Here is a 14,589-nt window from a genome sequence, read left to right on the forward strand (position 1 = left end):
TACCTGGTATCATACTTTATGTACCAAAAGTTTCTTGACATCATGCAAAATAGAGCAGAAAAAGTGACTCCGGAAACCTACATCCGCGCGGAGACAGACTTTGCATTCGCTCGCTTTCAGGAAAATGCCGGAGACAAAATCAATCAGTTTTATTACATCACCGAACCCACGCCACTCGATCAGCAAGATGTGATCCGAATGAATCGCGACACTCTGTACGCTGGAGCGGTAGTCGACATTAAGGGTGGCGCAACCGTTACGATTCCAGAGTTTCCTGACGATCGCTATTTCTCAGTTTACGTCATCGACAACGACCATTACGCTGCCGCTGTATTTTATGAGCCTGGGACCCACAAAATTCCTGACGATACCCGCTATGTAGGGTTAGTCCAACGAATTCGGCTGATGGATCCTTCAGACGAGGAGGATATTGCTCTCGTCAATCGCCTGCAGAAGAGCATCACGATTCAGGCATCTAGCTCTGAGCTTTTTCCAGAACCCAAGTGGGATAAAGAATCGATGCTGACACTCCGTGCTGAGTATGAAAAAGAGTTTCAGAAATTCGATCAATACGACCCGGATTGGATGGGAGCTCGTGGCGAGGTTGATGAGAAGACGCGCCACCTCGCCGCAGCCGGCGCGTGGGGACTGTTCCCTGAAGAAGACGCGGTCTACATTAACTATACTGGTTCTGCCAACCCCAACCAATGCTACAAGGCCACTTACCAGGTCCCTGAAAACGATGCCTTCTGGTCGATCTCAGTTTACGGTAAGGATGGCTTCATCAAGTCGGACAACAACACCATTAATGACCAAAATGTCGTTTTTAATGACGATGGAACATTCACCGCCTACTTTGGCTCCAAGGAATGCTGCGGCGAACAGGCAAATCGAGTGGACATCACCGAGGGCTGGAATTTCCTGATGCGCGTTTATCGTCCTGGGAAAACTGTACTTTCACAAGAATACAAGCTTCCCGAAGTCGAGGTGGTAAATACAGAAGTGTCTGGCACTTTGACGACCGTGACTAAGGAAAACTTCATTGTCGCGGAGACCGACAAATACTTTTCCGACCATGTAAAGAACCACCCTGTTAATACGATCCGGCACTCACGCAAGATGTCTAGCAAAGACAATCAGTTTGTGATCCGTGAGAACCAGGATGTCCTTTACAGTCACGCGGTAGTTGATATCTCGGAAGGGGCAACCCTCGTGAATCCAGCCTGGGACGTGTATTCTGTGATTCAGGTAATTGACGAGCACCACTACACCATCGCAGTCGTCTATCCGGGAGACGAAGTCACTATCAGCTCCGATATGGTCGAACTCGGAGACCATGTGTTCCTCAACATTCGCACTGGCGTCAGAAGTCTGGACGAGGCAGGCATGAAGGAAGCCCATGAGCATCAGGATAACATCAGAATTTTTGCTAAGTCAGCCAAACCTTACATTTCGAAAGGATTCGACCGCGAGAGCCTCGACAAGATCCGCGCGGAACTGGAAGCTCGAAAGGAAGAAATCATCAAGCCATGGCCGATGTTCGGAACCAAGAACGAAGTAGATCCTGAAAAATTTCTGATCGCTAGTGCGGCAGGCTGGGGTGGGCTGCCAGCAGAGCACGCGAGTTACTCGGTCACGATTCAGCCATCTCCTGATCTCTCTTCATCTGGCGAAGCAGCATCTCTAACACTGCCCGTTCCTCCTCTCAATTTTGAACAGGGCGGCTTCTTTTCTGTGACCGCCTATGACAAGGACGGGTGGATCGCAACAGAGCCATTCGCGCTTAACAACCGACAGGCTAAGCCGAACGAAGATGGGTCCTATACCTTCCGATTCAACAGCCCTAACGCTGAAAACAACATCAACATCGTGCCGGGTTGGAATATGCTGATTCGATTGTATATGCCCAATAGCTTGAACGAAATTCTGGCTTACATCAACGAGATTGATCGGTCTGTCAAGGTTGAGAAACTCAATCCTTGATTGGGAACTGCTCAAACCCATTGAAATCGACTAACCTTCGCTATATATGCATGGGGTATAACTAAAGGATTTACTAAAGTCGCGCTTTTAAAAAAGAAAAAAGAAAAATCGGGTTATTTTTATAGTTCATCCGACTCATCAATCGTCGGATAGAACAGAACTCCTAATTTGTTTAGTTCGGCCAATGTTAAAAATCAAGGTGACGCGCTTACCTGATTGTTTAGTAACAAAATCTTCTAAAAGCCCCACTTGCTTTGGGGTTAAAGTACCCGTCAGGAAAACATCAAAGCGGGCCTCTGGAGGAGCAGTTAGCCAGTCGATCTTACTGTTAACTATTTCTATACGCTCGAAGGTATTATCCCTCTTCTGTCAGACTCCGAAAAAAGAATTATAATTAAATCAATCAGAAGACAAGTAAAAGGTAACCAGAGCAATGGATGTGGAGCTACAGATTCTCAAACATTTGAAACGAGATGCTCGCCCGACAATATCAATCATTGACCAATATTGCTTTGCTTATCATGACCTATTTCCTGAAGTTAGAAGTTACGAATGTTTCAAATATTTACATCAAGGTATTATCTCACCAATTAAAAGGAAGTCATTGCCAGAAATAGCAAAGGTAGTGGGAATATCATCACCCCAATCGTTACATCATTTTATAGCTAACTCGCCTTGGTCAGTAGAAGATTTAAAGCAGAAAAGATTGGAATTGACGATTAAAGCTTTAAAAGAGAAAAAAATTACAGTGATAATTGATGAAACAGGAGATAGAAAGAAAGGAAAAAAAACTGATTATGTTGCCAAACAGTATTTAGGAAGTGTAGGTAAAATAGATAGCGGTATTGTCTCAGTAAACGCTTATGGAGTCTATGAAAATGTTACTTTTCCCTTAATATTTAAAATATTCAAGCCAAAAGGAACACTAAAACCAGAAGATAAGTATAAAACGAAGATTGAACTAGCATCAATAATTATTACAGAATTAGTAGAATTTGGATTCAATATCGAATTAGTATTGGCAGATAGTCTATATGGCGAAGCCAGTAATTTTCTCTCAACTTTGAATAAATACAAATTACCGTGGATTGTCTCCATTAGAAGTAATCACGGAGTCTGGATGCCTAACAATCAAAGAGTAAGAGCTAATAAATGGTGTAAATTTACCAGAACTTTTAGCAATCAAAAATCTGAAAATAGATATATTCGCGAAATCATTTATGGTAAAAGACATCACATAACTTATTGGCAATTAACCACTGATACAGAAACCATGCCAGAGAATTCTACTTCTTTTGTTATGACCAATATTCAAGACACTAAAAGTAAGATGAAAAAGACTCTTGGTAACTTATATGGATTAAGAACATGGGTGGAATATGCTTTTCGACAATGCAAACAAGAACTTGGTTGGACTGATTATCGATTTACTAATTTTGCTGAAATTAATAGATGGTGGGAAATTGTCATGAGTACCTATTTGATGATTAGTTTAAATACCCAAGTTTTCTTATCTTTGAATACATCTGATAGTCAAAATCATCAAACAGAAATCTCAGCTAGTTTTACTACTCATCCACAATGGAATTATCAAACTGGATGGAAGAATGTTTTGAATAATTTTCGTCTTCTGATTCAACCAAGCCTTCTTTTGTGGTTAATTTTTCCTTGGCTAGAGATATTTCCTAATTCTTCTTTATTGCTAGGATTACATAACTTAATTGATAGCATCAATCAATTAACAACACTGCCTCTTTCTGGATAAATCTTCTTATTTCCTACTCTTAAATCTCGGAGTCTGACAGAAGAGGGTTATATGAAGTCCGTTTGATTAGTTCTAATTAAACGGCTGTTGCTAAACTAGACTGTGGCCACCAAGAGAAATTAGTAATTCCTTTGACCAATTCTGGTTGTTGCAAAATGACTTGACATCTGGTGTACAAGATTTCTTCTAATTGCTCCAAATTAGTAAAGCTACGATTAGCCAGAGGCTCATCTACTATCGGCCACAGTCTTTCGGCTGGCTGTAATTCAGGGGAATAAGGAGGGAGAAATTCCAGATGTAAACCTAATGGTAAATTTTGAGTAATTTCTTTGCTGACGTGCCAGCCAGCCCCATCCAAAACTAACAGAATCTGTTTACTTTCACCAAGATTAAACTCTCGCGCAAAATCTTCTAAAACTTGTAAAAACAACTCTTTGTTGACATAGGGAAGAATCCAAAAGTAAGTTTCTCCTGACTGGGGAGCTACAAAACCATACAACCAGAGCCATTGATACTTCCAATTAACATCTGCTGTCAGATTTTCGCCAATTTCTGCCCAAATTCGTCTTGGAATTAGTTTTAATCCCAAACGGTGTTCATCCATAGTCCATAGTTCTACTATGGCCTGGGGATTATCTCGGCATAGTTTTTGATATCTGTTTTGAAGTTTTTTTTCCATTTTTCTTGCTCAAAAGGGTCTGATTCAGTATGAGCTGGTCTCGGTTGTTTGAGTCTGAGTTCGTACCCTCTAAGATATTCCCATCCCCTTTGTTTACTCACGGGACGTTCTAAAAGCTCCGACATCCAGTCTGCCACTTTACGACTATTCCATAAACCTCCATCTACTGGTGGGGTTTGTAATCTTTGCCACAAATGAGCTAACTGCACATCATCTAGCAAAGGTTTATTCCCCTGATTTTGATGTCGGCGATCGCCTAACCCTTCCTCTCCTAAATGGTTATAGCGACTAGCTAACTTATAAATCCATTTTGTACTATAGTTGGTAATACTACTTACTTCTGCTACAGTCTTGCCACTAGCTAAAAGCCATATGATTTGATAATGAGAACGTTCTACTGAGTCACAACTGTTTCGATAACGTTGTTTTAGTTCTTCTAAACTCAGATGAGATTTTAATTTGAGGGAGCTGGGCATTGATTTATGTCATATTGATAGCTTCAATTAATTTTAGAACTAATTAAGCGGACTTCATATTAGAGCTTACTAATGCATCTCGGATTAAAAGTTCGAGTCTTTGTTGTTGCGTTAATCTAACAAAGCTAATGCCCAAAGGAATAATCAATATGGCAGTAAAAATTGCTGTCCGTATCAAAGCTTTTCGACCAAAACGCAGTGAGGCACAGCCTGTAATTAATTGACACACTCTCATCCTAAATCAAAGATTTAGAATGAGATTCTCAAGACTCACGACTTGAGTTTCCTGCTTATTTCAGTTCGGCTCTTAACTAACTACGCACTCAAGCATCACCCTAAAATGACTCATGTTTCACCCCGTCAGACCGCCACCACAGGCAACTTAGAAACTGGTTTCTGATCCAGCCCATCCCATGCCCTGGGACAAAATATATTTTAAATTGGAACTCTTAAAGTTTTACCTAGCAAGAGGATTTGAGGTCGAGACACGCTGGGGTCTCCCCAGCATGTGTAATCGACCTGTTGACTTCAACAAAAGTCAATTAGTTGCTAGAACCACATACTTTAACTATTCAATTTACTAGGTTCTGTACGCAGTCCAGTAATTTAAACTCGTGTCGCGTACAAAGGTATTATACAACGGCTACAACCCTTGTTAGATGAAGATTTCATGTCAAATATGTAAACCCATCCCCTTCGTATTTAAGTTCGATTCACCACCCACTAAATTCCCATCCTTTAAATTTAGTAGGTGTACTCTCTCACACGAAGATAGATGAGCATACAAGAGAGGGTAATGCCCAGTAGATTGGTTACATATAACAGTGTTGCACCTATACTGAGTTTCCAGTCTGTTTGTGATAGACCTAAGCCAATGACACAAAGTGGTGGCATGAGAGCTACAGAGATCGCCGTACCAGCTAAACTAGAAGTAATTTTTGGCTCTACTTTGGCAAAGCCAGCGATTGCCCCTGCTGCCAGCGCAATTCCCAAATCGATTAGAGTAGGTTGCGATCGCGATGTTATTTCGCTACCAAATTCGGGAGCTGCTACTATCAAACCCAGCCAACCCAGTAAACAAGCCAGAGCAATTGAAATTAGCGTTCCTGCGATAATTGCTATGCCCGATTTGCGATACAAAACACTGTTACCTGCTAGGGCTGCAAAGGCGAGGGATCTGATCGGCAGCATCAAAGGAGCGACAATCATTGCACCAATAATTACAGCCGTACTATTAGAAAGAAGTCCTAAAGTAGCGATGGCACAAGCACCTACCGTTAACGCTAGATAAGAAATATCGAGTTTTGAATCTTCTAAAAGATCCGAGTGTATTTTTTTTCTTTCTTTTTGATCGGGTTTTCTAATGCTCAAATCTTGGAAATAGCTGCGAAGACTCATTAATAACCTTTGCTTTTGTATTGATATACAATCTATGCTATATTTAAAGATTGATTCTTAAATAAGCAGTAACAAGATTGTACAGATAAAAGCTCCCAAAATAAAAGTTGATTCTCCGTGTCCAGGACTCAAACATCAGGTAGGCACAGTTGAAAATTCACATATTCTCCTTCTCCAGTCGATAGAGAAACCCAGGCATCTAACTCACCTTGTTGTACATTTATCCATTGTCGACCCCTGGATTCTGTAATGATTAGTGCCGGTGGGGGCATATAAAAAACCTCTTCGCCATTGCGCAGTGTACCCACCTGTCGCGAAGATATCTTGGGTTCTTGCCGCACACGCAATCCATTACCAAAGTCGCTCTGAACCTGAAGACAAACCCGATCATCTAGACCAACCTGTATAGCTCTACTGGTCTGGGTCACCACAAACTGCCCCTCTACCTGGCAGCCGAACTCTACTTCGCCTGTACCAATTTCCCAGAAAAGGTCACTTAGGCGGTACCAATAGGTAGGGGAGACATCTAATGCATTCGCTCTTTGCTCACAAAGATCCTTATAATCTAGATGACTACCCAACTCCGTATTAGAGAACCCAGCATGAAAGGGAAGAGACTCTCGAGACGAAGGAACAGGTTGCCAGTCTTGCCAACCGGATTTCGACTGAGCCAATACACTCAGAACCATTGCTAGGAATAAACTGCTGGTTAATCCCAAAAAACGAATGATACCTAAATTCACAACTGCCATTGCTTCTAACTAGTTAGTTAGTATTATTTACTTCATATCACTGAATTACTACTACTAGCCAAAACTTTATACTACTCCAATAACCAAGCAAATAATTCCCCTAAAGTTAACTGAAAAGCTTGAGCAAAATCAGGTACAGGTAAAACATCTGTTGCGGCTTCAAATAATGCTAGTTGTTGCTTAGGAAAATAAACAAATACAGACTGTTCGCTAAGATCGATTAGCCATCCTAATTTCGTACCATTATCTAAACAATGAAGAATATTTTTTGTTACTTTAGTTTGACTTTGATTGGGAGATAAAATTTCAATTATCCAGTCTGGTTCTATGTTAAAAGTACAATCCCAATATCGTAGCCGCCGCGGCATTTATAAGCTCCGTCCATACCTTGCTACGCCGAAGATATGGATTTCACGCTCACACGGTTAACAATAGCGATCGCGTAAAATAAGGCACTTTGCTATCTCGGCGAAGCTGAGGCGCTACGCAATCGCAATTTATACGTAAAAACCTCTAAAACTAGGAATTGAGTTTAAAGAATTCAAGCTAATTGAAGGTGATTCCGACGCGACCCGTAGCCTACGGATCGCTATTGTCCTATTTGGTAAATATACACAGCTTAAGAATAATGCTTCAGACGAACAACATCACTAACTTCTTCAAGCAGTAGACCTCTTGCAAAAGTCTTTTATGATATAATGAAGGACTATAGTTTTTTCAGCAATGTCTTTGTTGGCGATCGCTAAATTCTTTCAAAATTGACTTGGAAAAGATTTGCTACCAAGAGTTGTCATAATTTTTGGACAATCCCCTATTGTACCACGAATTATTTTTGCAAGAGGTCTAGTTTTTGGGCGGCTTTTCCACGAAATGATATCCCGAAAAATTCTTAATCTTATAATTATTTGGCATGATATTCAGAAAGTTTCTCGATATCATCAATGAATATACTGAAAGTTTCTTGATATCATGCTGGGTAGGGTAGATATCCAGAAAGTTTCCGCATAATAAATAGTTAGGCATCAAGTTGAAATATGAACCCAACTATTGAAGTAATTTTATTCGACCTAGGTGGAGTGCTAGTCGAATTAGGCAATACTCCAATTCCCATGGAATGGTTGCCTGGTGATAGCCAGTTTAATCTTTCAAATTGGTTTGCCTCCGAGATAGCAAAATCTTTTGAGAAAGGATTAATTAATGCACAGACATTTGCGGAAACATTAAGAATAGACCTAAACATCGAAGCCTCTTCCGAGGAAATAATACAACACTTTACTGATTGGCCTATCGGTCCATTTACTGGCTCACATGAAATATTGAAGAGTGTAGAAAATAAATTCAGGCTCGCCGTTTTATCAAATACCAATGAGCTTCACTGGCCTAGAATTACAAGTGAATTTGGGATTAGCAGTTATTTTGAACATATATTCGCATCTCACAGATTGAAAATGGCGAAACCAGATTTAGAAATATTTGAGCATGTTATTAGCGAGATGAATGTTGAGCCAAATAACATATTATTTATGGATGATAACCAGAATAATATCAAGGCATCTAAAAGACTCGGAATTCATGGTGTTCATGTAGGTGGAATTAGACAGGTTCATCGAACACTATTTGAAGTAGGTGCAATTGATGCCTAACAAGCGCATGCAGTCGGATGAAATGTCTGCTACGTGCGCATTTTGCAGCTAATGTAGCGGACATTTCGCAGGTCAGTCAGCAGATTAAATAATATTTTTGGCAAGGGTTTCCAAAAAACCGTAAGATCTTCAGTCGGGTGTCAGTAAGATTAGAAACTTGTATTTGATGATTCAAATGAACAAGATGAACCGCCTGAAAACACTGAAATACCCATCTTAGTGTAGGAGTAGAGGTGGGTTTCTTGAGTTGGTTGGGAATAGTCTGCTCGGAATGAGCTAAGACTTGTCTTAATTGACGTTGACCGAGAGTATAAACTAGCAAACACAAACCCATAACCATTGCCAGGGCTGCCACTCGCCGAGGAGTATTCAAAAAGACACTCGAAGTAAAAAACAGAGGATCTTTCAAGAATCGGAAACCCCTTTCCGAACTTTGCTGACCTTTATATTCAGTTAAAATCTCATCATTAGTCAGAATCTTCTCATCGAGAACATTAGTAGCGAGAACAAACCTTCCTGCTTGTCTTCTGGCAATCTCAATTACCTCATCTACAGGAACAACTTGAGCCTTGATACGATAGGTAAAATGTTCAGGAGACTGATTTTTCCTAGGTCGTCCTGCCTTTGTGTAGTGAGCATCAGTCTCAATGTCGATTAATTCTAAGGAATGATATTTCCAGTTGCGGCTAAGTTTTTCCGCCGCTTTTTTGGCATCGGCAGCACAGGCAAAATCTTGTCTCATCAGTGACTTAAGTTCACTTGTCGCTATTTTAAGTTGTTTTGTTAGTCGCTTTTCGAGTTGCTTGAGATCGCTATTAAGACGCTTTTCACTTTCAATAATTAGCCAACGTTGATGAACTCCTCCATAATCGCAACAACATGATGCAATACGATAACCTGGAATTTTGCTCTCAACCAACACCTCGCCTTCGATTGATTCAGCTAAGATTTTGGCGGTTTTTATACTTCGAGGGACAAGGGTAATCCAGTTTAACTCTCCCAGTTGTTGAATATTTGCTGAACTGTAAAGCGCACTGTCAGCAACGTAGATACTATCCAGATTCCATTCCTGTTTAAATTGCTCGATCAATTGAGCAAAAACAGCACGGTCGGATTCGTTTCCATTTCCTATCCTCACAAACAGGGGGACATCTCCATCTCCTGTACAGATAACATCCATCATGAATTGTTTTAAATCTGGTCGATGATCTTTGGAGTAGCCGTAAGTTATCTTGACGGATTCGATTGATTCGGTTGATTCGGTTGATTCATCTGCGGTTTCTATTTCATAGCTTCCCTCCAAACTAAAGCTACTCGAATCTAGATGTAGACTCTTGGTCAAAAGGTTAAATCTTTGATGGGCTAACATCGCAATGCTAGTGAATAAGGTCGTTAATCCTTGATTCGACAAGCTATCCAAAGCTCTTCCAATTCGGTCATCATTCAGATGTTCTGGTTTAATCCCCTCTCCTAAAAGATGTTCCGTTGCTTTGCCAACGAAAAACTCACTAAATAAGTACAGCGGTGCACTGACAAACCCTAATCCATTGAGAATCATAGCTTTCACCACTTGTCCTGTGCTGATGATTTGTTGGGGATGTTGCTCTATTTGCTTATCTATTTCTTCAACTAATCCTATTTGGTCAACGATTCCTGCTACTATACCTAGGTGGTCTAAGTTTTTAACTTGGATATCCATTCAGAGGTTATTTTAACTCTTCATTTTAATACCCTATCTTTATTCCTCAACCTGCGAAATCCCCGCTAATGTAGAGTGCAAAACTAATCAATTTTGATCCCATAAAACATCTATCACCATACTAGATAATCATTTTTTCCAATTCTGAAAGGGTGACAAAATGATAGCCTCGTTGTTGCAATTGAGGAATAATTTTATTTAATGTCTTTACAGTATTTATACCTCTAATATCACTTTTATCGTCGCTATCATGAAGAATAATTATTGAGCCCGGGCGAATATTTCGCTGAATATACCAGCTAGAAAATCTATCAGAAGTAATTGCTGTATCGTAAGACCATACTGACCCCAAGGCAATCTCATAATTATATTTATGAACTATTTGAGTCATACTCGAATTACACCATCCATGACCGGGACGAAACCAATTAATAGCAGCAAATTTAGCTAAAAATCGATCTGCTTTCACAAATTCGGCTTCAAATTGGTTGCCTAATTTAATACTAGATTCATCGACTGTTAGATGATTACCTAATTCATGTCCTTGTTTGACAATCTGATTAATTAATTGAGGATTATTTTTTGCCTTGCTGGTAATAATAAAAAAAGTTGCTTTAATTTGATACTGAGCTAAAGTATCTAAAATCGCTGATGTTGTATTAGGAACTAATCCGTTATTATCTGGACTGTCATCAATGGTTAACGCGATTACGGGTCGATCTACTCTGTAGAAATATCTGGCTGCTGGACAGATATAGGTAGATAAACTGGAAATTATTCTCGGTGAGGGATTAAGTAATATTGCGATCGCCAGTAAAAAAATAACGATAGTAAAAATTACAAAAAGTCGCAGTTGACGTCTTAACAACATTCTTTAGTTATTAGTGATTACTATCTTGCCTAACTATACGACCATAATCTAATTTAATCAGGCGATCGCATTGAGCAAAATAACGGTCATCATGACTGACAGCAATGACAGTTTTACCCCTATTTTTCAATTCTGGGAGTAACTTTTCATAAAATACTTGTTTAAATACAGGGTCTTGATCGGATGCCCATTCATCAAAGACATAAATTGGGCGATCCTCTAGATACGCAGTCAATAATGCCAGACGTTTACGCTGTCCCTGAGATAAATTAGTGGTAGACAAAATATTATCCTTGATTGTTACCTTATGGTCTATTTCTAGTTGATTCAGATATTTGTCAATTTTTGTTTGATGACTAGTATCTATTCCTATCAAGCGATCAAATAGATAAAAGTCATAAAATACTACGGAAAACTGTTGACGATACCATTCGCGATTTTCGTCTGTAACGGGGAGATTATTAAATACAATAGTGCCGCGATCGGGGATATACAAACCCGTAATTAATTTAACTAAAGTTGATTTACCGCTGCCATTGCCCCCAACAATAAAGATAATTTCTCCTGGTTGAAACTTAAGATTAATACTATCTAGAGTAAATTGATGTTCTTCTCGATCTCCACGATATGCATGATTAATATCAACTAACTCTAAGCTTTGCCAATTAGAATCAAATTTGGCTTCTGTGGGAAATTCAGGCTCTCTAACTGGTTTGGCTAAAGATAAACCTAAAGATTCAATTTTATTTAAAGAGACATTTGCTTGAGCTATCTGAGGTAAAGAAGTAACAATTTCGCTGATGGGATTAATCATGTATAAAACAGCTAAAGCGTAACTAGATATAACTCCTAGAGAAATTATCATTAACTTGGGAAAGACAAACAAAATTAAGCCAATGGGTATAAAAAATAGAATAGTCCCTAAAGAACCGGCAAATGCAAAAGCAGTAATTCCCTTAACCCAATAATATTTTGCTTGTTTAGCAGTCAGTTTTAATTCCTCTTCAATAAAGGTATTTCTTCGAGGACGATGTAATTTTAGTTCTTTGGTACCTTCTGTAAGCGAGCGAAAATGTCCAAATAAAACATCTTGAATTTGACGACCTTTTTCAAAATCTTTGATGCCTTGCTTTTGTAGAAACTGGTAAATCAAAAAACCAGTAATAACACTAGTCAATACTACTAAAAATAGTAGGGGAGATAACCAACATAAATAAGCAAAAACCCCCAACAATACAGCAAGATTGACAATCGCTACTGATAGCTGAATCGAAGCTGTCGCGATCGCATTGATATCTCCTGTCAACGTCGCTAATAGTTTAGGCGCACCAACAGTTTCTAAATGTTGTAGAGGGCAATTCAAAATACGTTGAGTCATGTCCAAACGCAAATTGTAGATAATCTCTTGAGCTAAACGAGTTATCAAAACCCAACTAATAAAGCGGAAAATCCATAAAATCAAACACAGACCAATAAACAACCATGGTAGCCAAATAGGTAAATTAGAGAGATTGGCGATCGCATAATTAATCACAGCGATAACCCCAGCACTACTAGCACCACTTATAAAGCTCGATATGGCTGCGATGAACAAATTTTTGCCAGAATTTTGGAGCAAGAGATAGATAATTTTCATAATCTAGCGATGGTCTTCTTGTCTTTTTTTAAGCTGATGCTGACGTTATGAGAAAGTGACCAAAACAGTGGGATCTAATGCAAAATCTTATGAATTTACTATCAACGAACACATGAGGCGGAAGACCTAAAATAGGTGTGACTAAAGTATGGTTGGATAGATAGGACTTTAGAACTATTTTCTAATCACTAAATTGGGACTTAAGACTCTAGTAATGGAAGCTATAGATAACTTAACCTTATTTCAGTGAAGAATTAAGTGGAGCGATCGCAACTGAGCTGGAAATATCTCCCGAAGATTTTGTAGATCTTACTAATTCTATCCCAACCAATAGTTTAAGATACTGGATTTATGATCGAAACAAGCTATTGATTACTGGTTACTAATGAATCGTCTCAAGCAACTTAAAACTTATCCTTTTGGTTTATTTCTTTGGTTAGAGTGTATGTTGTTAGGTTCGGCAATTTTGGGCGAGCTACCTGACCATTACATTACAGCAGAATACGATACACCCGAGCAATCAATTTTTCTAACGTTCACCCTATCTCTTCTTTGTTTATTATTACTTGGAGCGATGGGTTTCAAATTACCCAAAAAAAGTGATTTTCATAAATGGCTTTACTTTAGCTTACAATTAGCACTCATTATATTCGCAACTATCTTAACGAAAAAGTCTTTTTGGTCTATATATGCCTATTTGATTGTTGCGATGCGTAACGGTCTAATCTTCAAGCCGAGACAATATTGGCTGGCGAATATTTTGCTATTTGTATCTCTAATTCCCTCTACAGCCTATATGCGCAATTTCCCGAAATTTCAGGCTCGTGTATCTAAGTTTCAGAGCATTTCTGTAGAAGAATATGACAAGATAATTAGCATGACCATTATCAGCAGTTTAATTGAAGTTGCTTTGTGTATAACTTTAATCTGTATCTTAGTTAATGTTGTGCTGCGAGAATATAAAAGCCAGCAGCAGCTAGCTATTGCGCGGCAACAACTACGTCAATATGCCTTAAAAGCCGAGGATAGAGCAACAGTAAATGAGCGTAACCGTATCGCCCGAGAAATTCATGACTCAGTTGGTCATGCTCTAACTGCCCAAACAATACAATTAAATAATGCGATCGCTTTTTGGCAAGCCGATCCCCATAAAGCTTATCAATTTTTGACTGAAGCTAAGGGATTAGTCGCTACAGCCCTCCAAGAAATTCGCCACTCTATAAATACTCTCCGCAGCGATCCTTTAGAAGGGAAAAACTTAGAACCAGCAATTATTTCGTTGTTTCAAGAATTTTCTAGCAGAACCAGAATTGTTCCTGACTATTCAATAAGCCTTAATTATTCTCTTACAGAAGAAGTAAAACTAACTGTTTATCGTATAGTGCAAGAAGCTTTAACTAATATCGCTAAACATAGTGAAGCCACATCAGTTAAGGTAGAATTACAAACTCTACCCGAACATCTATGTCTCTTAATTGAGGATAATGGTAAAGGTTTCAATCCCCAACAAAATACGACAGGCTTTGGACTTCAGGGAATGCAAGAAAGAGTCACTGCTTCAAATGGCAATATACAAATATGTAGCGACTTTAACTGTGGTTGCACCATCACTATCATTATTCCTCAACAAATAATCTTATCTATTGACAATTGACCATTACCATATTTATCCATAATTAATTCATGA

Annotated in this window: 8 protein-coding genes and 3 pseudogenes; 4 read left to right on the plus strand and 7 right to left on the minus strand. The window is 39.1% G+C overall.

All coding sequences use genetic code 11. The annotated features are described in order from the left end of the window. The first annotated feature begins 42 nt into the window (after positions 1-42). Both PLEUR7319_RS42940 and PLEUR7319_RS0128920 read left to right on the plus strand, forming a co-directional pair. Positions 43-1,983: a DUF1254 domain-containing protein gene (locus PLEUR7319_RS42940; RefSeq protein ID WP_237743633.1), complete on the plus strand. Its 1,941-nt coding sequence runs from the start codon at positions 43-45 to the stop codon at positions 1,981-1,983. Between the two features lie 433 nt (positions 1,984-2,416). Further along, a complete protein-coding gene (locus PLEUR7319_RS0128920; RefSeq protein WP_019505945.1) occupies positions 2,417-3,748 on the plus strand; it encodes an IS701 family transposase in 1,332 nt (443 codons plus the stop codon). 76 nt (positions 3,749-3,824) lie between these two features. Here the strand turns inward: PLEUR7319_RS0128920 and PLEUR7319_RS40320 are convergent. From PLEUR7319_RS40320 to PLEUR7319_RS0128950, 4 genes and pseudogenes are all read right to left on the minus strand, one after another. Continuing rightward, positions 3,825-4,903, minus strand: a pseudogene (locus PLEUR7319_RS40320) (IS630 family transposase). A 768-nt stretch (positions 4,904-5,671) separates the two neighbouring features. Then, a pseudogene (locus tag PLEUR7319_RS37085) lies at positions 5,672-6,301 on the minus strand (DUF389 domain-containing protein); the annotation flags it as partial. Between the two features lie 128 nt (positions 6,302-6,429). After that, positions 6,430-7,053: an SH3 domain-containing protein gene (locus PLEUR7319_RS0128945; protein WP_019508724.1), complete on the minus strand. Its 624-nt coding sequence runs from the start codon at positions 7,051-7,053 to the stop codon at positions 6,430-6,432. A gap of 71 nt (positions 7,054-7,124) precedes the next feature. Continuing rightward, positions 7,125-7,391 (minus strand): annotated as a pseudogene (locus tag PLEUR7319_RS0128950) (Uma2 family endonuclease); the annotation flags it as partial. Positions 7,392-8,087: 696 nt separating this feature from the next. Here PLEUR7319_RS0128950 and PLEUR7319_RS0128955 point away from each other — a divergent pair. After that, positions 8,088-8,696, plus strand: a complete 609-nt coding sequence (locus tag PLEUR7319_RS0128955) for an HAD family hydrolase (RefSeq protein WP_019508726.1) — start codon at positions 8,088-8,090, stop codon at positions 8,694-8,696. Between the two features lie 76 nt (positions 8,697-8,772). Here PLEUR7319_RS0128955 and PLEUR7319_RS0128960 read toward each other — a convergent pair whose 3' ends face one another. The 3 genes from PLEUR7319_RS0128960 to PLEUR7319_RS0128970 all read right to left on the minus strand — a co-directional run bounded on the left by PLEUR7319_RS0128960 (position 8,773) and on the right by PLEUR7319_RS0128970 (position 12,902). Further along, positions 8,773-10,395, minus strand: coding sequence for an IS1634 family transposase (locus PLEUR7319_RS0128960; protein WP_019505039.1), 1,623 nt, complete (start codon positions 10,393-10,395; stop codon positions 8,773-8,775). A gap of 121 nt (positions 10,396-10,516) precedes the next feature. Continuing rightward, a complete protein-coding gene (locus tag PLEUR7319_RS0128965) occupies positions 10,517-11,266 on the minus strand; it encodes a polysaccharide deacetylase family protein (protein WP_019508727.1) in 750 nt (249 codons plus the stop codon). Between the two features lie 10 nt (positions 11,267-11,276). Next, positions 11,277-12,902: a cyclic peptide export ABC transporter gene (locus PLEUR7319_RS0128970; protein ID WP_019508728.1), complete on the minus strand. Its 1,626-nt coding sequence runs from the start codon at positions 12,900-12,902 to the stop codon at positions 11,277-11,279. A 385-nt stretch (positions 12,903-13,287) separates the two neighbouring features. Between PLEUR7319_RS0128970 and PLEUR7319_RS0128975 the strand changes: the two genes are divergently transcribed. Next, positions 13,288-14,556 carry a sensor histidine kinase gene (locus PLEUR7319_RS0128975; RefSeq protein ID WP_019508729.1) on the plus strand — a complete coding sequence of 423 codons (1,269 nt, stop codon included), beginning with the start codon at positions 13,288-13,290 and terminating at the stop codon, positions 14,554-14,556. Positions 14,557-14,589 lie beyond the last annotated feature (33 nt).

Source organism: Pleurocapsa sp. PCC 7319 (assembly GCF_000332195.1).
Classification (GTDB): Bacteria; Cyanobacteriota; Cyanobacteriia; order Cyanobacteriales; family Xenococcaceae; genus Waterburya.